The organism is Pseudomonas sp. H11T01, assembly GCF_048515765.1.
Classification (GTDB): Bacteria; Pseudomonadota; Gammaproteobacteria; order Pseudomonadales; family Pseudomonadaceae; genus Aquipseudomonas.
Genome location: NZ_JBLYED010000008.1, coordinates 99,295 through 119,924 on the forward strand (window position 1 = coordinate 99,295; position 20,630 = coordinate 119,924).

General features: G+C 56.6%; 18 protein-coding genes. 1 reads left to right on the forward strand and 17 read right to left on the reverse strand.

The window, feature by feature from the left end; genetic code table 11:
* Positions 1-106 precede the first annotated feature (106 nt).
* From ACN1C3_RS12855 to rpsB, 17 genes are all read right to left on the reverse strand, one after another.
* Positions 107-1,054, reverse strand: coding sequence for an acetyl-CoA carboxylase carboxyltransferase subunit alpha (locus ACN1C3_RS12855; RefSeq protein ID WP_419116188.1), 948 nt, complete (start codon positions 1,052-1,054; stop codon positions 107-109).
* A gap of 140 nt (positions 1,055-1,194) precedes the next feature.
* A complete protein-coding gene (dnaE, locus tag ACN1C3_RS12860) occupies positions 1,195-4,716 on the reverse strand; it encodes a DNA polymerase III subunit alpha (protein WP_419116189.1) in 3,522 nt (1,173 codons plus the stop codon).
* Between the two features lie 75 nt (positions 4,717-4,791).
* Positions 4,792-5,418 carry a ribonuclease HII gene (gene rnhB / locus ACN1C3_RS12865; RefSeq protein ID WP_419116337.1) on the reverse strand — a complete coding sequence of 209 codons (627 nt, stop codon included), beginning with the start codon at positions 5,416-5,418 and terminating at the stop codon, positions 4,792-4,794.
* A gap of 11 nt (positions 5,419-5,429) precedes the next feature.
* Entirely contained in the window at positions 5,430-6,560 is a 1,131-nt protein-coding gene (gene lpxB / locus ACN1C3_RS12870; protein WP_419116190.1) for a lipid-A-disaccharide synthase, read from the reverse strand.
* A gap of 2 nt (positions 6,561-6,562) precedes the next feature.
* Positions 6,563-7,339, reverse strand: a complete 777-nt coding sequence (lpxA, locus tag ACN1C3_RS12875) for an acyl-ACP--UDP-N-acetylglucosamine O-acyltransferase (protein WP_419116191.1) — start codon at positions 7,337-7,339, stop codon at positions 6,563-6,565.
* Entirely contained in the window at positions 7,336-7,776 is a 441-nt protein-coding gene (gene fabZ, locus ACN1C3_RS12880; protein ID WP_419116192.1) for a 3-hydroxyacyl-ACP dehydratase FabZ, read from the reverse strand. Before fabZ ends, lpxA begins: the two co-directional genes overlap by 4 nt.
* A 109-nt stretch (positions 7,777-7,885) precedes the next feature.
* Positions 7,886-8,941, reverse strand: coding sequence for a UDP-3-O-(3-hydroxymyristoyl)glucosamine N-acyltransferase (gene lpxD, locus ACN1C3_RS12885; RefSeq protein WP_419116193.1), 1,056 nt, complete (start codon positions 8,939-8,941; stop codon positions 7,886-7,888).
* Positions 8,942-8,944: 3 nt separating this feature from the next.
* Complete coding sequence (locus ACN1C3_RS12890; protein WP_419116194.1) at positions 8,945-9,448, reverse strand: OmpH family outer membrane protein; 504 nt, start codon at positions 9,446-9,448, stop codon at positions 8,945-8,947.
* A 45-nt stretch (positions 9,449-9,493) separates the two neighbouring features.
* Positions 9,494-11,884, reverse strand: a complete 2,391-nt coding sequence (gene bamA / locus ACN1C3_RS12895; RefSeq protein WP_419116195.1) for an outer membrane protein assembly factor BamA — start codon at positions 11,882-11,884, stop codon at positions 9,494-9,496.
* A 75-nt stretch (positions 11,885-11,959) separates the two neighbouring features.
* A complete protein-coding gene (gene rseP / locus ACN1C3_RS12900) occupies positions 11,960-13,312 on the reverse strand; it encodes an RIP metalloprotease RseP (protein ID WP_419116196.1) in 1,353 nt (450 codons plus the stop codon).
* A gap of 54 nt (positions 13,313-13,366) precedes the next feature.
* Positions 13,367-14,557, reverse strand: a complete 1,191-nt coding sequence (gene ispC, locus ACN1C3_RS12905; RefSeq protein ID WP_419116197.1) for a 1-deoxy-D-xylulose-5-phosphate reductoisomerase — start codon at positions 14,555-14,557, stop codon at positions 13,367-13,369.
* On the reverse strand, positions 14,554-15,360 hold the full coding sequence (locus tag ACN1C3_RS12910) for a phosphatidate cytidylyltransferase (protein ID WP_419116198.1): 807 nt from the start codon (positions 15,358-15,360) through the stop codon (positions 14,554-14,556). The genes ispC and ACN1C3_RS12910 overlap by 4 nt, the downstream gene beginning before the upstream one ends.
* A complete protein-coding gene (uppS, locus tag ACN1C3_RS12915; RefSeq protein ID WP_419116199.1) occupies positions 15,360-16,115 on the reverse strand; it encodes a polyprenyl diphosphate synthase in 756 nt (251 codons plus the stop codon). Before uppS ends, ACN1C3_RS12910 begins: the two co-directional genes overlap by 1 nt.
* Before the next feature lie 13 nt (positions 16,116-16,128).
* Positions 16,129-16,686 (reverse strand): ribosome recycling factor, encoded by a 558-nt coding sequence (gene frr / locus ACN1C3_RS12920; RefSeq protein ID WP_419116200.1) that lies wholly within the window; start codon positions 16,684-16,686, stop codon positions 16,129-16,131.
* Positions 16,683-17,426 (reverse strand): UMP kinase, encoded by a 744-nt coding sequence (gene pyrH / locus ACN1C3_RS12925; RefSeq protein ID WP_003172271.1) that lies wholly within the window; start codon positions 17,424-17,426, stop codon positions 16,683-16,685. Before pyrH ends, frr begins: the two co-directional genes overlap by 4 nt.
* A gap of 208 nt (positions 17,427-17,634) precedes the next feature.
* Complete coding sequence (gene tsf / locus ACN1C3_RS12930) at positions 17,635-18,504, reverse strand: translation elongation factor Ts (protein ID WP_419116201.1); 870 nt, start codon at positions 18,502-18,504, stop codon at positions 17,635-17,637.
* 206 nt (positions 18,505-18,710) lie between these two features.
* Positions 18,711-19,451, reverse strand: coding sequence for a 30S ribosomal protein S2 (gene rpsB / locus ACN1C3_RS12935; RefSeq protein WP_419116202.1), 741 nt, complete (start codon positions 19,449-19,451; stop codon positions 18,711-18,713).
* Positions 19,452-19,832: 381 nt separating this feature from the next.
* Between rpsB and map the strand changes: the two genes are divergently transcribed.
* On the forward strand, positions 19,833-20,615 hold the full coding sequence (gene map / locus ACN1C3_RS12940) for a type I methionyl aminopeptidase (protein ID WP_419116203.1): 783 nt from the start codon (positions 19,833-19,835) through the stop codon (positions 20,613-20,615).
* The last annotated feature ends 15 nt before the right edge of the window (positions 20,616-20,630 follow it).

The following is a 20,630-nucleotide window of genomic DNA, read 5'->3' on the forward strand; positions in this document are numbered from 1 at the left end:
CGAGCTTGCTCGCGATGAACGATAACGCGGTCAGTCAGATTGACCGAGGCGCCCCTATCGCGGGCAAGAACTGGGCGTCCCCCCTGCTCCTACAAGGAGCGATCTGTCAGAGACCGTAGCTCATCAGACGCTCGTAGCGACGAGCCAGCAGCGCGTCGTTATCGAACTTCTTCAGCATCGCCAGTTGCGAGCTGAGTTCCGCACGGATCGACGCTGCCGCGGCTGCCGGATCACGGTGCGCGCCACCCAAGGGTTCGCCGATGACCTTGTCGACAATACCCAAGCCTTTCAAACGATCGGCGGTGATGCCCATAGCCTCGGCAGCATCCGGCGCTTTCTCGGAAGTTTTCCAGAGAATCGAGGCGCAACCTTCCGGAGAGATAACCGCGTACGTCGAGTATTGCAGCATGTTCAGCTGATCGCAGACACCAATCGCCAGTGCACCACCGGAACCACCCTCACCGATCACGGTAGCGATGATTGGGGTTTTCAGGCGTGCCATGACGCGCAGGTTCCAGGCAATCGCTTCGCTCTGGTTACGCTCTTCAGCGTCGATACCCGGGTATGCGCCCGGGGTGTCGATGAAGGTCAGGATCGGCATCTTGAAGCGCTCGGCCATCTCCATCAGACGGCAGGCCTTGCGATAGCCTTCCGGACGCGGCATACCGAAGTTGCGGCGAACTTTTTCGCGTACTTCGCGGCCTTTCTGGTGACCGATGATCATCACCGGCTGGTCTTCCAGGCGGGCAACACCACCGACAATGGCGGCATCGTCGGAGAAGTGCCGATCGCCATGCAGCTCATCGAACTCGGTGAAGATGTGTTCGATGTAGTCGAGGGTGTACGGGCGACGCGGGTGACGCGCCAGGCGAGCGATCTGCCAGCTGGTCAACTTGCCGAAGATATCTTCAGTGAGCGTGCTGCTCTTGTCTTGCAGACGAGAGATTTCATCGCCGATATTCAGCGAATTGTCATTACCGACCAAGCGCAACTCTTCGATCTTGGCTTGCAGGTCGGCGATCGGCTGTTCGAAATCAAGAAAATTCGGGTTCATAGGCGTCCGTCTTGGGTCGACGTCCAAGAGAGCTTGGGCCGGCCGGTTGTCTATTCGCGCCCTACCTTAAGGGACAGGCGCGTTCAGGTCGAGATTAAAAATCAAGGTCGAGATCAGGGCATATTGATAGCACCTGACCGTCAACGGTATTGGAGGAAGACGTTGTCTCTCCCGAACTGGTCACGCAGGGCTTGAATCAAGCTGTCTGCCGGGTCGATTCGCCAGGTCTCGCCAAACTGCAGCAAAGCCTTGGCGTCGGGACCGGTGTATTCCACGGTAATCGGGCACGCGCCCCGGTGACGCTTGAACAACTCGCCCAGCCAGCTTAGCCGATCGCCTTTCAGGGCATCGGTGTGTACCTTCAAGCGCAGACTTTCGGCCAGATTGGTACGAGCATCTTCCATGCTCATCACGCGCTTGACCCGCAGGCGCAGGCCTCCGGAGAAGTCGTCGTTGCTGACTTCGCCTTCGACCACCACCATCGCATCGGTCTGCAACAAGGATTGCGCCGTGTGGAACGCCTCGGCAAACAGCGACGCTTCGATCCGCGCCGAGCGATCGTCGAGGGTGATGAAACCCATCTTGTCGCCCTTTTTATTCTTCATGACCCGCAGAGCGATGATCATGCCCGCGACCGTCTGGGTATCCCGAGCCGGTTTCAGGTCGATGATGCGCTGACGGGCGAAGCGGCGGATCTCGCCTTCGTATTCGTCGATCGGGTGACCGGTCAGGTACAGGCCCAGGGTATCTTTCTCCCCTTTCAGGCGTTCCTTGAGGGTCAGCTCCTTTGCATTTCGGTGATTGGCGTAGACATCGGCGTCTTCCTCGACAAACAGCCCGCCAAACAGGTCCGCGTGACCACTGTCATGTGTGCGTGCAGTTTGTTCGGCCGCCTTGATCGCCCCTTCCATCGCGGTCAACAAGACCGCCCGGTTGCGGTCGATATTGGCCTGATAGGCTTTCGGCTCATCATGGAAGTAAGGGCCTAGACGATCCAGCGCGCCGCTGCGGATCAAACCGTCCAGGGTGCGTTTGTTGATACGCTTGAGATCGACACGGGCGCAGAAATCGAACAGGTCCGTGAACGGACCGTCCTGACGCGCCTCGGTGATCGCTTCCACTGGACCTTCGCCCACACCCTTGATCGCGCCCAGCCCGTAAATAATGCGGCCTTCGTCGTTCACCGTGAACTTGAACTCGGAGGTATTCACGTCCGGCGCGTCGAGGCGCAGCTTCATCGTGCGCACTTCTTCGATCAAGGTCACGACCTTGTCGGTGTTGTGCATATCCGCTGAAAGTACCGCGGCCATGAACGGCGCCGGGTAGTGAGTCTTCAGCCATGCTGTCTGGTACGAGACCAGGCCATAGGCGGCGGAGTGAGATTTGTTGAAGCCGTAACCAGCGAATTTCTCTACCAGGTCGAAAATGTTACCGGCAAGGTCGGCATCGATATTATTGGTCGCACAACCCTCAATGAAACCGCCGCGTTGCTTGGCCATTTCTTCGGGCTTTTTCTTACCCATGGCCCGACGCAGCATGTCCGCACCACCAAGGGTGTAGCCGGCCATGACCTGGGCAATCTGCATCACCTGTTCCTGATACAGGATGATGCCGTAGGTCGGCGCCAGGACTGGCTTCAAACCTTCGTACTGATAATCGGAGTGCGGGTAGGCGAGTTCAGCGCGACCGTGCTTACGGTTGATGAAGTCGTCCACCATGCCCGATTGCAAAGGACCCGGACGGAACAACGCCACCAGTGCGATCAAGTCTTCCAGGCAGTCGGGCTTGAGCTTTTTGATCAGCTCTTTCATGCCACGCGACTCAAGCTGGAACACCGCTGTGGTTTCGGCCTTTTGCAGCAACTGGTAAGTCGGTTTGTCGTCCAGCGGAATGAACGCGATGTCCAGCGGAGGCTGATCAACCTTGGCGCGCTCGCGGTTGATGGTCTTGAGCGCCCAATCGATAATCGTCAGGGTCCGCAGACCGAGGAAGTCGAACTTCACCAGACCGGCGGCCTCGACGTCATCCTTATCGAACTGGGTCACCAGACCGTCGCCGGCCTCATCGCAATAGATCGGCGAGAAATCAGTGAGCTTGGTCGGTGCGATAACCACGCCACCAGCGTGCTTACCCACGTTACGCACCACACCTTCGAGCTTGCGCGCCATCTCCCAGATTTCAGCGGCTTCTTCATCGATCTTGATGAAGTCCCGGAGGATTTCTTCTTGCTCATAGGCTTTTTCCAGGGTCATGCCGACTTCGAAGGGAATCATCTTCGACAGTCGATCCGCCAAGCCGTAAGACTTGCCCTGCACCCGCGCCACGTCCCGAATTACAGCTTTCGCCGCCATGGAACCGAAGGTAATGATCTGGCTTACCGCATTGCGACCGTACTTCTCGGCCACGTACTCGATCACCCGATCTCGACCGTCCATGCAGAAGTCGACGTCGAAGTCGGGCATGGATACCCGTTCCGGGTTAAGGAAACGTTCGAACAGCAGGTCATATTCCAGCGGGTCAAGGTCGGTGATCTTTTGTACGTAGGCCACCAGCGACCCGGCACCCGACCCACGGCCAGGGCCGACCGGCACGCCGTTGCTCTTGGCCCACTGGATAAAGTCCATAACGATCAGAAAGTAACCAGGGAACCCCATCTGGATGATGATATCCAGCTCGAAATTCAACCGGTCGACGTAAACCTGGCGCTTGGCTTCGTAGTCTTCGGTGGTGTCTTTGGGCAGCAGGACACTCAGTCGCTCCTCCAAACCATCGAAAGACACTTTGCGGAAATATTCATCGATGGTCATGCCATCGGGAATCGGGAAGTTGGGCAAGAAGTGCTTGCCGAGCTTCACTTCGATGTTGCAGCGCTTGGCGATCTCGACTGAGTTTTCCAGCGCTTCTGGCAAGTCGCTGAACAGCTCGGCCATTTCCTCGGCACTTTTGAGGTACTGTTGATCGCTGTAGTTCTTTGAACGGCGCGGATCGTCGAGAGCGCGGCCCTCGCCGATGCAGACGCGGGTTTCGTGGGCTTCGAAATCTTCCCGCTTGATGAAGCGTACATCGTTGGTCGCCACCAATGGCGCGCCGATTTTCTCGGCCAGGGCCACGGCACCGTGCAGTTGCTCTTCGTCATTCGGACGATTGGTGCGCTGTACTTCCAGATAGAAACGATCCGGGAATACGGCCATCCACTCACGGGCCAACGTCTCGGCTTCATCCGGATTGCCGCTGAGCAGGGCGATACCGATTTCACCCTCCTTCGCCGCCGACAGCATGATCAAGCCTTCGCTGGCCTCGGCCACCCACTCGCGCTCGATGATGATCGAGCCATTGCGCTGACCATCGATAAAGCCGCGGGAGATCAACTCGGTGAGGTTGCGATAGCCGACACCGTTCATTGCCAGCAGACTGATTCGGCTCAGCGAGTTCTCAGGATCCTTGTTCGATAACCACAGGTCCGCGCCACAGATCGGCTTGATCCCGGCGCCCATGGCAGCCTTGTAGAACTTGACCAGGGAACACATGTTGTTCTGGTCAGTGACCGCCACGGCTGGCATGTTCATGCCGACCAGGGTCTTGACCAGCGGCTTGATCCGCACCAGACCGTCGACCAGGGAGTATTCAGTGTGCAGGCGCAGGTGAACGAATGAAGCCGGCATAGTGATCCTGTGTAGAACTCGAAAACGACAAGGCCCGGATTGTACCGGGCCCTGAGCAAAACATCAGCCTGTTGACTAAACCTCAGTCAAACCTTCCCGCGCTTCGTAAGCCAGACGCACAGGCGCGAATGAACGTCGGTGAATCGGCGTCGGCCCCAGGCGGGCCAGAGCCTCCAGGTGTACAGGCGTCGGGTAGCCTTTGTGCCCACCAATGCCATAACCCGGGTAAATCAATTCGAAAGCAGCCATTTCACGATCACGGCTGACCTTGGCCAGAATCGAGGCAGCGGCGATCGCCGGAACCTTGCCGTCACCCTTGATGACCGCTTCGGCAGGCATCGACAGTTTCGGGCAGCGATTGCCATCGATCATTGCCAGTTTCGGTGTAATGCTCAGCCCTTCCACCGCGCGCTGCATGGCCAACATGGTGGCGTGCAGGATATTCAGCTCGTCGATTTCTTCGACTTCAGCGCGGGCAACACACCAGCTCAGAGCCTTTTCGCAAATCTCGTCGTAGAGCTTTTCGCGACGGGCCTCGGTGAGCTTCTTCGAGTCGTTGAGACCGAGAATCGGCCGTTTCGGATCAAGGATCACCGCCGCCGTCACCACCGCACCGCACAACGGGCCGCGACCGACTTCATCGACGCCGGCAACCAGGTCTTCGGCGTCGGCGACCAAGGTAAAATCCAGTCCCATCTGCATCTTTATATTACTCATCGTGGTGTGCCGATCAGGTTCAGTACCGCTTCAGCGGCCTGATTCGAGGCATCGCGGCGCAATGTTCGATGAATCTCATCGAAGCCTCTGGTCTGCTCTTCGCCGCCTTCGATCAAGGGTGACAATGTCTGCGCCAAGGCTTCAGCCGTTGCATCGTCCTGCAACAACTCGGGCACCAGCAAACGCTGCGCCAGCAAGTTGGGCAAGGAGATGTAGGGGCTTTTTACCATGCGCTTGAGAATCCAGAACGTCAGTGGCGCCAGGCGATAAGCAACCACCATCGGCCGCTTGTACAGCAGAGCTTCCAGAGTCGCGGTACCCGAGGCAATCAACACGGCGTCACAGGCGGCAAGTGCTTGATGGGAACGACCGTTGAGCAGCGTCAGCGGCAAGTCCCGGCCTGCCAGTAACTCTTCGAGCTGTATTCGACGCTCAGGGCTCGCGCACGGCATTACAAAACGCACACCTGGACGCAAGGCACGCAGACGTTCTGCTGCGTCGAGGAACAGACCGCCCAGGCGACCGACTTCACCGCCACGACTGCCCGGCATCAAGGCAACCAGCGGCCCATTGGGCAATCCCAGCTCCGCGCGAGCAGCGGCGCGATCTGCATTAAGGGGGATTGCGTCGGCCAGGGAATGACCGACAAAACGCACTGGCACGTCCTTCTCTTCGTAGAATTTCGCTTCGAACGGAAACAGCGTCAGCATCAGATCGCAGCCTTCACGAATCTTCAGTACGCGCTTCTGACGCCAGGCCCAGACCGATGGGCTGACGTAGTGCACGGTCTTGATCCCGGCCTGTCGCAGTTTGAGTTCGATATTCAACGTGAAATCCGGTGCATCGATCCCGATGAATACATCCGGTTTCTCCGCGATCAACGTCTGGATAAGCTTTTTGCGCCGAGCCAGCAGCTCACGCAAACGCCCCAGCACCTCAACCAGCCCCATGACTGCCAGACGCTCCATCGGGAAATAGGACGTCAAACCTTCGGCCTGCATCAGCGGACCGCCGACACCGATGAACTCAACCGCAGGATGTTGTGCCTTGAGGGCGCGCATCAAGCCAGCGCCCAGGATATCGCCGGAGGCCTCGCCTGCCACCAGTGCAATACGCAAAGTAGCCATGATTAACGAGTAATGCCGCGAGTCGAAGACTGAATCGAATCACGGAATACCGCGACTTCCGGAAACTGCGCAGACGGTTCGGTCAGTTCGGCGAGTGCCTGATCGACAGTCAGCCCCTGACGGTAAACCACCTTATAGGCACGACGCAGCGCGTGGATCGCATCTTCGCTGAAACCACGACGGCGCATGCCTTCGAAGTTCATGCTGCGCGCCTCGGCAGGGTTGCCGAATACCGTGACGTAGGCCGGAACATCCTTGCCGATAGCAGTACCCATGCCGGAAAAGCTGTGGGCGCCAATATGGCAGTACTGGTGAACCAGGGTAAAACCGGAGAGGATCGCCCAGTCTTCAACGTGTACGTGGCCCGCCAACGCGGTGTTGTTGACCAGGATGCAATGGTTGCCGATGACGCTGTCGTGGCCAATGTGCGCATAGGCCATGATCAGGTTGTGATCGCCCAGGGTCGTTTCGGCACGGTCCTGAATGGTCCCACGGTGAATGGTAACGCCTTCACGGATGATGTTGTGGTCACCAATTACCAGACGTGTTTCTTCACCTTTGTATTTGAGATCGGGCGTGTCCTCACCTACCGATGAAAACTGGTAGATGCGGTTGTGCTTACCGATTCGAGTCGGGCCTTTGAGAATCACGTGCGGCCCGATCACTGTACCCTCGCCGATTTCCACACCAGCGCCGACGATCGACCAAGGGCCGACCTCGACGTCGTCGGCCAGAATGGCCGTCGGATCGATGATTGCGCGAGGGTCAATCAAACTCATAGTTTGCGTTCCGCGCAGATAATTTCAGCGGAGCAGACTGGCTTGCCATCGACCGAAGCCTGGCATTCGAATTTCCAGATCTGACGCTTGCAGCTGATGAAGCGCGCTTCCAGGATCAACTGATCGCCAGGGGTGACGGGCTGGCGAAAGCGCAGCTTGTCGGAACCGACGAAGTAGTAAAGAGTGCCATCGGCAGGCTTCACGTCGAGCATTTTGAAACCAAGGATACCGGCAGCCTGAGCCATCGCCTCGATGATCAGCACGCCCGGCATGATCGGATGCGCCGGGAAGTGACCATTGAAGAAAGGTTCGTTGATGCTGACATTCTTGTAGGCACGAATGTACTTGCCCTCAACATTCAGCTCCGCTACCCGATCCACCAGCAGGAACGGGTAACGGTGAGGCAGGTATTCGCGAATCTCGTTGATGTCCATCATTTCGGGGGGAAGCCTGTAGTAAAGATTGGGAGCGCGCGACTGACGCGCACCCCTCTAGCAAATCAAGGAGGCAGTCTAGCGGCTGTGCACACTTGATATGGAAATGGTATCAGCCATCTGATGAAGCATTACCGCCAGGGGTCACGTCCCCTACACGCTTTTCCAATTGCCGCAGGCGTCGCGCGATGTCGTCGAGCTGACGAATGCGTGCCGCGCTTTTGCGCCACTCGGCAGCAGGCTGCATCGCCGTACCGGAAGAATAGGAGCCCGCTTCTGTAATCGAGTGGGTCACCATGGTCATCCCGGTCAGGAAAACGTTGTCGCAAATATCGATGTGCCCAACCAGCCCGACGCCACCGGCGAGCATGCAATGCTTGCCGATTTTGGTGCTACCGGAAATCCCCACGCATGCGGCCATGGCGGTGTGATCACCCACCTGCACGTTGTGAGCGATCTGAATCTGGTTATCCAGCTTCACGCCATTACCGATCACGGTATCGGCCAACGCGCCGCGGTCGATGGCAGTGTTCACGCCAATCTCCACATCGTCACCGACCAACACGCCACCGATCTGGGCAATCTTCTGCCAGACACCTTTTTCATTGGCGAAGCCAAAGCCTTCACCGCCAATGACAGCGCCGGACTGAATCACCACACGCTTGCCGATCCGCACGTCGTGGTACAGCGTCACCCGCGGAGCCAACCAGCCGTCTTCACCGATCTCGCTACGAGCCCCAACAAAGCAGTGAGCGCCGACCGTAACGCCAGCGGCAATGCGTGCGGCGCTTTCGATCACAGCAAATGCACCGATGCTCGCAGCCGGATCGACCACCGCATCTTCAGCCACAACCGCAGTCGGATGAATACCGACGCTGGCTTTGGGCTTGGGATCGAATAGATGAGAAACCCGCGCGTACGCAAGATATGGGTCGGCCACTACCAGCGCGTCACCCGCAAAACCTTCGGCGTCAGCGACCTTCAGCAATACGGCTGCGGCCTTGCTGTCTGCCAGATATTTACGGTATTGGGGATTTGCCAGAAAGCTCAACTGAGCTGGGCCAGCCTCCTGCAAAGTGGCTAGCCCAGTAATTTCTTTCTCCGCGGAACCACGTAGGGTGGCGCCTAGGAACTCGGCCAGCTGGCCGAGTTTTATAGTCACTGTCATGGATTACTTCAGCTGATTCATGCGCTCGATAACCTGACGAGTGATGTCGTACTGAGGCTTGACATCAATCACTGCGCCACGCTCGAAGACCAGGTCAAAAGCACCTTTCTTGATGACTTCTTCCACAGCGCTATCCAATTTCGGCTTGAGCTGTTTCAGCATTTCACGGTCGGCAACGGCTTTGGCTTCGTTCAGTTCCTTGGACTGGAACTGGAAGTCACGAGCCTTTTGCTTGAACTCGAGCTCAAGGCGCTCACGCTCGCCTTGCTGCATTTTGTCGCCGCCACTGACCAGACGGTCCTGGATGCCTTTGGCACTGCTTTCCAGAGACTTCAGCTTGGTCAGTTGTGGGCCGAACTTCTTCTCGGCATCCACGGCGTATTTCTTCGCCGCGTCGGACTCCAGCAGAGCCATTTGATAGTTCAGTACCGCAATTTTCATTTCGGCAAATGCCGGGGTCGCTACCAGGACAGTCGCCAGGAGAACCAATTGAGTCAACTTACGCACGATGCACTCCTACAAAATCCATTGTCGTTATCTTAGGTCAGACTATTAGAAGGTCTGGCCGAGGGAGAATTGGAACACCTGGGTGTCAGCGTTATCCGGTTCTTTGACTGGCATCGCCAGGCTGAAGCTCAATGGACCCAGCGCGGTAACCCAGGTCACGCCAACGCCAACGGAACTGGCCAGGTTGCCAAGACTGATATCGTTGCATTGCGTGTTGGATTTCGTCGTACCGTCGCTATTCGTAACCTGCGTGCACTTGGAGTCGAACACGTTGCCCACATCCCAGAATACCGAGGTGCGCAGCGACCGCTGATCTTTGATGAAAGGCATAGGGAACAGAACTTCTACACCACCTTGAATCAGCACATTACCGCCGAACGGGAGTGCACTCTGGTCCGGATCAAGAGCAGTACCTGCGTTGCCAGTAGCACCGACGCCACGACTCGGGGTACTACGTGGCCCCAAGGAGCTGTCTTTAAAGCCGCGAACCGAATTGAAACCACCCGCGTAGTAGTTCTCGTAGAACGGCAGCCCGTCGGTCGAACCATAACCATCACCATAGCCCAACTCAGTGTGCAAACGCATGGTGTAGGTATCAGTCAATGGCTGGAACAGCTGGCCACGGTAGTCAAGCTTGAAGAACGAGAGATCGCTGCCTGGAGTCGTGGCTTCCAGAACCACGCTCTGAGAATGACCGCGGGTTGCCAGCACGCCCTTGTTCAGGGTCGATTCGGACCAGCCAGCCGAAGCCTTGAAGTTCAGGTAGTTATCGCCTTCTTTATTAACGAAGCCGAAAATTTCGTCAACGGTGAACTGGCCAGTCTTGATCGTGTCTTTTTGCGCATTCAGGCCGAAGGTCAGCCGCGAGGTTTCGCTGATCGGGTAACCGACGCTGACACCCGCACCCAGACTGTCTACCGCGTAGCTTGCTACGTTGACATCAAGGTTTTTGTAGTCCGTGGTGCGATAGAAAGCGTTGTAGCCCAGGCTGACGCCATCAGCAGTCCAGTAGGGGTCGACATAACCGAAGTTATAGCGGCTCTGGTATTGGCTGCGGGTCAAGCCGATGCTGACCTTGTTACCGGTACCCAGGAAGTTGTTCTGAGTGATCGAGCCACCGAGAATCAAACCGGCGCTCTGTGCGAAACCGACGCTGGCGGTGATCGAACCGGACGCTTGTTCTTCGACGCTGTAGTTGACGTCGACCTGGTCGTCAGTGCCTGGCACTGCCGGAGTCTCGACGTTGACTTCTTTGAAGAAGCCCAAACGCTCCAGTCGAGTTTTCGACTGGTCGATCAGGTAGGTCGAAGCCCAGCCACCTTCCATCTGACGCATTTCCCGGCGCAGCACTTCGTCTTCCGACTTGGTGTTGCCACGGAAATTGATACGGTTCACGTAAGCACGCTTGCCAGGGTCAACCACAAACGTGATATCAACCGTGTGATCTTCATCGTGGGGCTGTGGCACGCCGTTGACGTTTGCGAAGGTATAACCCTCGTTACCCAGACGACGAGTGATCAACTCGGAAGTGGTGGTCATCAGCTTGCGCGAGAAAACCTGCCCCTTCTGAACCAGCAGCAACGACTTGACCTGGTCTTCAGGCACTTTCAAGTCACCGCTCAGTTTGACGTCACGAACGCTGTACTTTTCGCCTTCATTGACGTTAACAGTGATGTAGACGTGTTTCTTGTCCGGGGTGATCGACACCTGGGTCGAAGCGATATCCATGTTGATATAGCCACGGTCCAGGTAGTAGGAACGCAGGCGCTCCAGGTCACCGGAGAGTTTTTCACGAGCGTACTTGTCATCGTTCTTGAAGAACGACAGCCAGTTAGTAGTTTTCAGTTCGAACAGGTCGATGAGATCTTCATCAGGGAAAACCGTGTTACCCACCACGTTGATGTGCTGGATAGCCGCCACAGTGCCTTCGTTGATGTTGACCTTCAAGGCAACGCGGTTACGAGGCTGTGGCACCACTTCGGTGTCGACAGTCGCCGAGTAGCGGCCCTGAGCAACATATTGACGCTGCAGTTCGTTACGCACGCCCTCAAGGGTCGCACGCTGGAAGATCTCGCCTTCGGACAGGCCGGATTGTTTGAGGCCTTTCATCAGATCTTCAGTGGAAATCGCCTTGTTCCCGTCGATCTCGATACTGGCGACAGATGGACGCTCGACTACCGTGATGACCAGGACATTGCCATCGCGGCCCAGCTGGATATCTTGAAAGAAACCGGTTTTGAACAACGCACGAGTGGATTCCACCAGGCGACGATCGTCCGCCTGCTCACCGACGTTCAACGGCAAGGCACCAAAGACACTACCCGCGGAGACCCGCTGGAGGCCATTGACGCGAATATCGGAGATAGTGAAGGACTCGGCGTGAACTTCGGCGATCATCAATACGGTGAGAACCGCAGTTAGCAGCAGACGTTTCATGAAGTCCTTTCTTATTCCAACTGGCAATAAACAAACTGCCGCAAAATGCGGCAGATTCGCAATTCAGCGAAAGCGTTACAGTCGACCCAGATCGTTGACCAGAGCAAGCAACATCACCCCAACCACCAAACTGATACCGATCTGTATCCCCCAACCCTGCACCCGATCCGACAAGGGACGACCACGCGCCCACTCGATCAGATAAAACAACAAATGCCCCCCATCCAGTACAGGAATGGGCAACAAATTGAGAACTCCCAGGCTAATACTCAGATAAGCAAGGAAATTCAGGAAATCAGCAACACCCGACTGGGCAGAAGCGCCCGCCACTTTAGCAATGGTTATCGGTCCACTCAAGTTTTTTACCGAGAGCTCACCGAACAACATTTTCTTTAGTGAATCAAGGGTCAGCACACTCATGGTCCAGGTGCGTCGAGCACCCTCGCCGATCGCCGCCAGTGGCCCGAAGCTGACCTCACGAATCATGCTTGGTGGCCAATCGACAGCTTTTACCCCGGCACCCAGATAACCACTCGCGACTTTGTCCTTGCCGCGGGTAGCCAAGGTAACCGGGACGTCGATTTGAGCACTATCACGTTCGACATGCAGCACAATTTTGGTATCAGGGCGCACACGGACCCAGTCAACGACTTGCTGCCAATCGCTCAAGGCCTGACCATCCAGCGCCAGCAGACGGTCACCTGTTTTCAGACCGGCAGCCTGCGCAGGCCCTTTTGGATCAAGCTCAGCCAAAACCGGTGGCAACGCTGGACGCCAAGGACGAATCCCCAGCGAGCGAATCGGATCGGGCTCATTAGCACCTTTAAGCCAATGATCCAGAGTCAGCTCACGAGGAGAGTCGACAGTCGAGCCCTCTTCGCGCGTCAGTAACTGCAAGGAGCCACTTTCACCCAACCGGCGCACCAATTGCAGATTCACGGCAGCCCAACCAGAAGTCGGCTCACCATCGATCGCAACGATTTCCTGACCCGGGCTCAAACCGGCCCTGGCGGCAAGGCTACCGATCTCAACGGCACCGATGACCGGACGCACCTGCTCGCTGCCGAGCATCGCCAAGACCCAGAAAAACACCAGAGCCAGCAGAAAGTTGGCAATCGGACCGGCCACAACAATAGCGATACGCTGGCGAACAGTCTTGCGATTGAAGGTTTGATCGAGCTGATCAGCTGGCACTTCGCCTTCGCGCTCATCGAGCATCTTCACGTAGCCACCCAACGGGATGGCAGCGATCACGAACTCCGTACCCCGACGATCATGCCAGCGCAGCAGGGGCATACCGAAGCCCACAGAGAAACGCAGAACCTTGACGCCGCAGCGGCGCGCCACCCAAAAGTGACCAAATTCATGGAAGGTGACCAGCACGCCCAGAGCAACCAGGGTGCCGACAATCATATAGAGCGCGCTCATCTACTTTCTCCGCATTCCTATCCAGTACCGATACGCTCAAACCCGCCGCAACATCTATCGCCCGTGGCGACTCAACCATTGCTCGGTCAGGGTACGGGCTTTGGCGTCCGCCGAGAACACCGCATCAAGGTCGTCGAGGGCAACTACAGGCTCGAGGTTCAAGACTTCCTCGATGATACTCGCGATCTCCGGGTAGCGGATGCGTCGATCAAGAAAGGCCGACACAGCCACTTCATTTGCTGCGTTCAACATGGCTGGCGCACTGTTACCCGCCTCTGCTGCCTGACGCGCAAGTCGCAAGCAGGGGAAGCGCTGTTCATCTGGCGCCTGGAAGTCCAGACGCGCAATTGAAAACAGGTCAAGAGGCGCAACACCGGAGTCGATTCGCTCAGGCCAGGCCAGGGCGCTGGCAATGGGTGTACGCATATCGGGGTTACCCAATTGCGCCAATACCGAGCCATCAACGTAGTCAACCAGCGAATGAATCACGCTTTGCGGATGAATCACCACTTCGACCTGAGCAGGCTTGGCATCGAACAACCAGCACGCCTCGATCAGTTCGAGGCCCTTATTCATCATGCTTGCCGAATCAACCGAGATCTTGCGACCCATCGACCAATTGGGATGCGCGCAGGCCTGCTCGGGTGAAACATGCGCAAGCTCGGACAACGGCGTTTGCCGGAACGGGCCACCGGATGCGGTCAGCAGAATCCGCCGAACGCCAACAGCGCCAAGTCCACGGGAAAAGTCGCTAGGCATGCACTGAAAAATTGCATTGTGCTCGCTGTCTATCGGTAGCAGAACCGAGCCACTCTTGCGCACAGCCTGCATAAACAAGGCGCCAGACATCACCAACGCTTCTTTATTAGCCAAGAGGATTTTTTTGCCGGCCTCTACCGCCGCCAGGGTCGGACGCAGCCCCGCAGCCCCGACGATCGCAGCCATCACCGCATCGACTTCAGGATCGGCTGCGATCTGACACAACCCCTCCTCCCCCACCAGGACGCGAGTTTGCAAACCTGCAGCGCGCAAATCGTCCTGAAGACTACGGGCGACACCGGCCTCGGGGACGACGGCAAAGCGAGGCGTGTGGCGAACGCACAGTGCGAGCAATTCGTTCAGACGACTGAAGCCACTCAGGGCGAATACCTGGTAGCGTTTGGGATGACGAGCAATGACATCCAGAGTGCTCAGGCCAATCGAGCCTGTCGCTCCCAAAACGGTGATCTGTTGTGGACGATTCATGGCGCAGCCATCCACAACAGGACAGCAAATACCGGAATGGCCGCCGTCAGGCTGTCGATTCGGTCCAGCACGCCGCCATGGCCCGGCAGCAGATTGCTGCTGTCCTTGATCCCTGACTGACGCTTGAACATGCTTTCGGTCAAATCACCGACCACCGAGATCAACACGACAATCGATGCGCCGATCAACCCCAGCATCATCTGCGCCCCACTCCAGCCACGGACAAGGCCAACAACAGCTGTGATCAGCAAGCTAAGCAGCAGCCCACCGTAGACCCCTTCCCAGCTCTTGCCCGGACTGACTTGCGGAGCCAGTTTACGCTTGCCAAAAGCCCTGCCGGAAAAGTAAGCGCCAACATCAGCCCCCCAGACCAGCAGCATCACCGCCATGATCAGCCAATTACCCAAGGGCTCTTGCTTGATCAGGATCAACCCTTGCCAGGCAGGCAACAGGATCAACAAACCAATCACCAACTTACATGCCGCGCTGGCCCAATGTTCACTAGTGCGCGGATAAGTCAGCACCAGGAAGGTTGCCAGCAACCACCAGAGCACTGCAGCGCCCAGCACCCAGGGAGCGAGACCGGGAAGCACATGCATGAAAAACAGCAGCAATGCGACCAGAGCCCCGTAAGCCACCCGCGCAGACTGGGCAGTGAAACCTGCCAACCGAGCCCATTCCCAGGCAGCCAGAGTCACCACCAAGCCGATGAACAAGGCAAAGCCGGTACCTTCAAGCAAGAAAAACCCGCATAAAGCGATCGGCAGCAGAATCAGCGCAGTAATGATTCGTTGTTTAAGCATTAAAACCGGGCTCCAGCCTCGACCTGCTCGCTCGTTTTACCGAAGCGGCGCTGGCGAGAAGCGTAATCGGCCAGCGCAGTACGCATGGCATCGTGTTTGAAGTCCGGCCAGAACAGGTCGGAGAAATACAGCTCAGCGTACGCCAACTGCCACAACAGGAAGTTGCTGATGCGGTGCTCACCGCCAGTACGAATGCACAAATCCGGCAAGGGCTGATCCCCCGTCGCCAGACAGGTTTGCAACAGTTCTGGCGTAATGTCTTCAGGCCGCAGATGCCCGGCCTGAACCTCACGCGCCAGACGCTGGGCAGCTTGGGCAATGTCCCACTGACCACCATAATTGGCAGCGATTTGCAGGATTAAGCGATTGCTGCCGGCCGTCATTGCTTCAGCCTCACGCATGGCTGCTTGCAGCTCCGGATGGAAGCGCGAACGGTCACCTATGATGCGCAGGCTGATGTTGTTGTCGTTGAGGCGCTTGGCCTCACGACGCAATGCCTTGAAGAATAGATCCATCAAGGCACTGACTTCGTCAGCCGGGCGCTGCCAGTTCTCGCTGGAGAAGGCAAACAAGGTCAATACTTCGACCTTGGCCTCAGCACATACCTCGATGACCGCACGAACAGCATCGACACCCGCTTTATGCCCGGCAACACCCGGCAAAAAGCGTTTCTTTGCCCAGCGATTATTACCATCCATGATGATCGCGACGTGGCGCGGCACCGAAAACGGAACAGCCTGCTTGGTCTTTTCCATGAAAACGCGACCCTTATACGGCCATCAGGTCCGCTTCTTTTTGCTTCACAGCGGCTTCGATATCAGCCACGAACTTGTCAGTCAGCTTCTGGATATCGTCAGCGGCGCGACGCTCTTCGTCCTCACTGATTTCTTTCTCCTTGACCAGGTCTTTGAGCTGACTCAGGGCATCGCGACGGATGTTGCGTACGGCCACACGGCCGTCTTCTGCCGCTTCACGCGCCTGCTTGGTGAAGCCCTTGCGGGTTTCTTCGGTCAGCGCAGGCATGGAGATCAGCAGCAGCTCGCCCAGGTTGGTCGGATTGAAGCCCAAACCGGAGCTCTGGATCGCTTTGTCGACCGCTTGCAGCATGTTGCGCTCGAAAGCCACGACCTGCAGGGTGCGGGAGTCCTTCACGGTCACGTTCGCAACCTGGTTCAGCGGGGTGTCGGCGCCGTAGTAAGGCACCATCACGCCACCCAGAATGCTTGGGTGAGCCTGGCCGGTACGGATTCGGCTGAACGCGTGATGCAGCGATTCCAGGGACTTCTGCATGCGCTCTTGAGCGTCTTTCTTGATTTCGTTGATCATTGTTGGCCTTCCTCGATCAGGGTCCCTTCAGCGCCGCCATGTACGATGTTCAGCAGGGCGCCGGGCTTGTTCATGTTAAATACGCGCAACGGCATTTTGTGGTCACGGCACAGGCAGATGGCCGTCAGATCCATTACGCCCAGCTTGCGATCCAGCACTTCATCGTAAGTCAGATGATCGAACTTCTCAGCATGCGGGTCTTTGAATGGGTCAGCAGTGTAGACACCATCAACCTTGGTCGCTTTCAGCACGACGTCAGCATCGATCTCGATCGCTCGCAGGCAGGCTGCCGAATCCGTGGTGAAGAACGGGTTGCCGGTACCGGCAGCAAAAATGACGACTTCCTTGGCATTCAGGTGACGCATGGCTTTGCGGCGATCATAGTGATCGGTCACGCCAACCATGGAAATAGCCGACATCACAATGGCCGAGATATTCGCACGTTCCAGTGCGTCACGCATGGCCAGGGCATTCATCACAGTGGCCAGCATGCCCATGTGATCGCCAGTAACCCGATCCATCCCGGCGGCGCTCAGCGCTGCGCCACGGAAGAGGTTGCCACCGCCAATTACCAGACCGACCTGAACGCCGATACCGACCAGTTGGCCGACTTCCAACGCCATGCGATCGAGAACCTTAGGGTCGATCCCGAACTCTTCCGAGCCCATGAGGGCCTCGCCGCTAAGCTTGAGTAGAATGCGTTTATAGCGAGCTTGATAACCACTGCCCTGCTGAGCCATTGCGAATCTCTCCTGCGGCGTATTTTAAAAATTCTTTGCACGCTGTTTACAGCCTGCGTTCACTCTAGCTTGACGCTATCACAGCGCCATCAGAACACGGCTTTGTAAGCCAGTTCCGAAGGGAAACCAAATAAATTGATCACCCCATTTGAAAAGAGGCTGCGCGCGTAAGCGGGCAGCCTCTTCAGGGCGACAGTTAAAAACTGTCTTATTGCTTGCTTGCAGCCACTTGTGCAGCAACTTCTTCAGCGAAGTTGTCGACTGGCTTCTCGATGCCTTCGCCCACCTGGAAGCGGGTGAAGGAAACGATTTCAGCGCCGCCTTTCTTGGCCAGGTCGCCAACAGTCACTTCAGGGTTCTTGACGAACTGCTGGTTAACCAGGCTGGCTTCAGCCAGGAACTTGCTGATACGACCAGCAACCATCTTCTCGACGATTTCAGCTGGCTTGCCTTTGATCTTGTCTTCGTTGAGGCTCAGGAAAACGCCTTTTTCGCGTTCAACAGCTTCAGCGGAGACTTGCGAAGGCAGCAGGAACTCAGGGTTGCTTGCCGCTACGTGCATGGCGATGTCTTTGGCCAGCTCAGCGTCGCCGCCTTTAAGGACAACAACAACACCGATTTTGTTACCGTGCAGGTAAGCATTGACGACGTCGCCTTCAACGCGAGCCAGACGACGAATGTTGACGTTTTCGCCAACTTTAGCCACCAGCGCTTCACGAGCAGATTCCTGAGCGGCGATCAGCGGAGCTACGTCGGTCAGTTTGTCAGCGAAAGCTTTTTCGATGCTGCTGGTGACGAAGTTCTTGAAATCGTCCTGCAGAGCCAGGAAGTCAGTTTGCGAGTTGACTTCGAGGATCACAGCAGACTTGCCATCTTCAGCAACTTTAACGCTGATAGCACCTTCAGCAGCAACGTTGCCTGCTTTCTTGGCAGCCTTGATCGCGCCGGAAGCACGCATATCATCAATGGCTTTTTCGATGTCGCCGTCAGCCTTGGTCAAGGCCTTCTTGCAATCCATCATGCCTTCGCCGGTACGCTCACGCAGTTCTTTGACCAACGCCGCAGTAATCTCTGCCATTTCAAAATTCCTCTTGGATAGGTTTTCAACCATTCCACCCGATCGAACGGGCGTTCAATTCTTGCGCTCTGCCCCCGAAAACATTCCGCAACTGCCGCTCATGACAAAAAACTGCAGAGGGCATGTCCAGCAAATGGTTTTCGAGGTGGCAAAAAGGGGGCCAAGCCCCCTTTTTGCGTACTGAGTAAACGCTAAGCGCTAGTTACTCAGCCTTCAACTACTGCTGCTGGAGCGTCTTCGACGAACACTTCGGTGCCGCCAGCAACGTGGTTGCGACCTTTGATCACAGCATCAGCCATCGCACCCATGTACAACTGGATAGCGCGGATTGCGTCATCGTTGCCTGGGATGATGTAGTCAACGCCTTCCGGGCTGCTGTTGGTATCGACAACGCCGATAACCGGGATGCCCAGCTTGTTGGCTTCGGTGATCGCGATGCGCTCGTGGTCAACGTCGATAACAAACAGTGCGTCAGGCAGACCGCCCATGTCCTTGATACCACCCAGGCTACGATCCAGCTTCTCAAGATCGCGAGTGCGCATCAGCGCTTCTTTCTTGGTCAGCTTGGCGAAAGTACCGTCTTCGGCCTGGATTTCAAGGTCACGCAGACGCTTGATGGAAGCACGGATGGTTTTGAAGTTGGTCAGCATGCCGCCCAACCAGCGGTGATCGACGTACGGCGAACCGCAACGTGCTGCTTCTTCAGCAACGATCTTGCCAGCGGAACGCTTGGTGCCGACGAACAGAATCTTGTTTTTGCCCTGGGCCAGACGCTCTACGAAAGTCAGAGCTTCGTTGAACATTGGCAGGGTTTTTTCAAGGTTGATGATGTGGATCTTGTTACGTGCGCCGAAAATGTATTTACCCATTTTCGGGTTCCAGTAACGGGTTTGGTGACCGAAGTGGACACCGGCTTTCAGCATATCGCGCATGTTGACTTGGGACATGATAGTTCCTTAATAAGTCGGGTTAGGCCTCCACGCATCCCAATGACCAACCAGCAGCTGCAAGCTGAAGGCACCCAGGTCATCGTGTCGACGCGTGTGTGGGTTTAAGCTTCCAAGGGTATCCCCGGAAAGCGGCGCATTTTATACCATAAGAAAGGGAAAAACGAAACCAGGATTCACGCTTCCTGGCATAGGCTTTTGCCCTGACCTTGGAATCAGATCAGAATGCTCCATTACTATAGAGAGAAGCGATGGCAAGACGTTCATGATTTGCACCGACCGTCTGTTAGAATCGCGTTTTTAGGGCTGCGAAGACGCAACATTTAGTCACGCAATCCATCTCCCGTGTTTATAGCGCCATTGAGCGCCTAGAGAGCCTGTATGACCGTCACCCTCAAAACCCCAGAGGACATCGCAAAAATGCGTGTCGCCGGCAAACTGGCCGCCGATGTGCTGGAAATGATCGCCGAATACGTCAAACCCGGCGTCACCACTGAAGAGCTGGACCGCATCTGCCACGACTATATCGTCAATGAACAGAAGGCTATCCCTGCTCCTCTGAATTACAAAGGCTTCCCCAAGTCGATCTGCACCTCGATCAACCACGTGGTCTGCCACGGCATCCCTAACGAGAAGCCGCTCAAGGATGGCGACACCCTGAACATCGATGTCACCGTTATTAAAGACGGCTACCACGGCGATACCAGCCGGATGTTCCATGTCGGCACCGTCCCTGTCTGGGCCGAGCGTCTGTCGCAAGTCACCCAGGAATGCATGTACAAAGCCATTGAACTGGTCAAACCTGGCTGCCGCCTCGGCGACATTGGTGAAGTCATCCAGAAACACGCCGAGAAAAACGGTTTCTCGGTGGTTCGCGAGTTCTGTGGCCACGGCATTGGCAAGGTATTCCACGAAGAGCCGCAAATCCTGCACTACGGTCGTGCCGGCACCGGGATGGAGCTGAAAGAAGGCATGACCTTCACCATCGAGCCGATGATTAACCAGGGCAAAGCCGACACCAAAGTATTGGGCGACGGCTGGACCGCGATCACCAAGGACCGCAAGCTCTCCGCCCAGTGGGAACACACCCTGGCAGTGACCGCTACCGGCTACGAGATCTTCACCCTGCGCAGCGATGACACCATCCCTCGCGTTTCGGCCTGATCCTTGCTGACTGCT

What these genes read in the sequence shown, in the direction of transcription:
- ACN1C3_RS12855 (WP_419116188.1), bottom strand. Translation starts at nt 1,054, where the DNA reads ATGAACCCGAATTTTCTTGATTTCGAACAGCCGATCGCCGACCTGCAA.
- dnaE (WP_419116189.1), bottom strand. Translation starts at nt 4,716, where the DNA reads ATGCCGGCTTCATTCGTTCACCTGCGCCTGCACACTGAATACTCCCTG.
- rnhB (WP_419116337.1), bottom strand. Translation starts at nt 5,418, where the DNA reads ATGCAGATGGGACTGGATTTTACCTTGGTCGCCGACGCCGAAGACCTG.
- lpxB (WP_419116190.1), bottom strand. Translation starts at nt 6,560, where the DNA reads ATGGCTACTTTGCGTATTGCACTGGTGGCAGGCGAGGCCTCCGGCGAT.
- lpxA (WP_419116191.1), bottom strand. Translation starts at nt 7,339, where the DNA reads ATGAGTTTGATTGACCCTCGCGCAATCATCGATCCGACGGCCATTCTG.
- fabZ (WP_419116192.1), bottom strand. Translation starts at nt 7,776, where the DNA reads ATGATGGACATCAACGAGATTCGCGAATACCTGCCTCACCGTTACCCG.
- lpxD (WP_419116193.1), bottom strand. Translation starts at nt 8,941, where the DNA reads ATGACAGTGACTATAAAACTCGGCCAGCTGGCCGAGTTCCTAGGCGCC.
- bamA (WP_419116195.1), bottom strand. Translation starts at nt 11,884, where the DNA reads ATGAAACGTCTGCTGCTAACTGCGGTTCTCACCGTATTGATGATCGCC.
- rseP (WP_419116196.1), bottom strand. Translation starts at nt 13,312, where the DNA reads ATGAGCGCGCTCTATATGATTGTCGGCACCCTGGTTGCTCTGGGCGTG.
- ispC (WP_419116197.1), bottom strand. Translation starts at nt 14,557, where the DNA reads ATGAATCGTCCACAACAGATCACCGTTTTGGGAGCGACAGGCTCGATT.
- ACN1C3_RS12910 (WP_419116198.1), bottom strand. Translation starts at nt 15,360, where the DNA reads ATGCTTAAACAACGAATCATTACTGCGCTGATTCTGCTGCCGATCGCT.
- uppS (WP_419116199.1), bottom strand. Translation starts at nt 16,115, where the DNA reads ATGGAAAAGACCAAGCAGGCTGTTCCGTTTTCGGTGCCGCGCCACGTC.
- frr (WP_419116200.1), bottom strand. Translation starts at nt 16,686, where the DNA reads ATGATCAACGAAATCAAGAAAGACGCTCAAGAGCGCATGCAGAAGTCC.
- pyrH (WP_003172271.1), bottom strand. Translation starts at nt 17,426, where the DNA reads ATGGCTCAGCAGGGCAGTGGTTATCAAGCTCGCTATAAACGCATTCTA.
- tsf (WP_419116201.1), bottom strand. Translation starts at nt 18,504, where the DNA reads ATGGCAGAGATTACTGCGGCGTTGGTCAAAGAACTGCGTGAGCGTACC.
- rpsB (WP_419116202.1), bottom strand. Translation starts at nt 19,451, where the DNA reads ATGTCCCAAGTCAACATGCGCGATATGCTGAAAGCCGGTGTCCACTTC.
- map (WP_419116203.1), top strand. Translation starts at nt 19,833, where the DNA reads ATGACCGTCACCCTCAAAACCCCAGAGGACATCGCAAAAATGCGTGTC.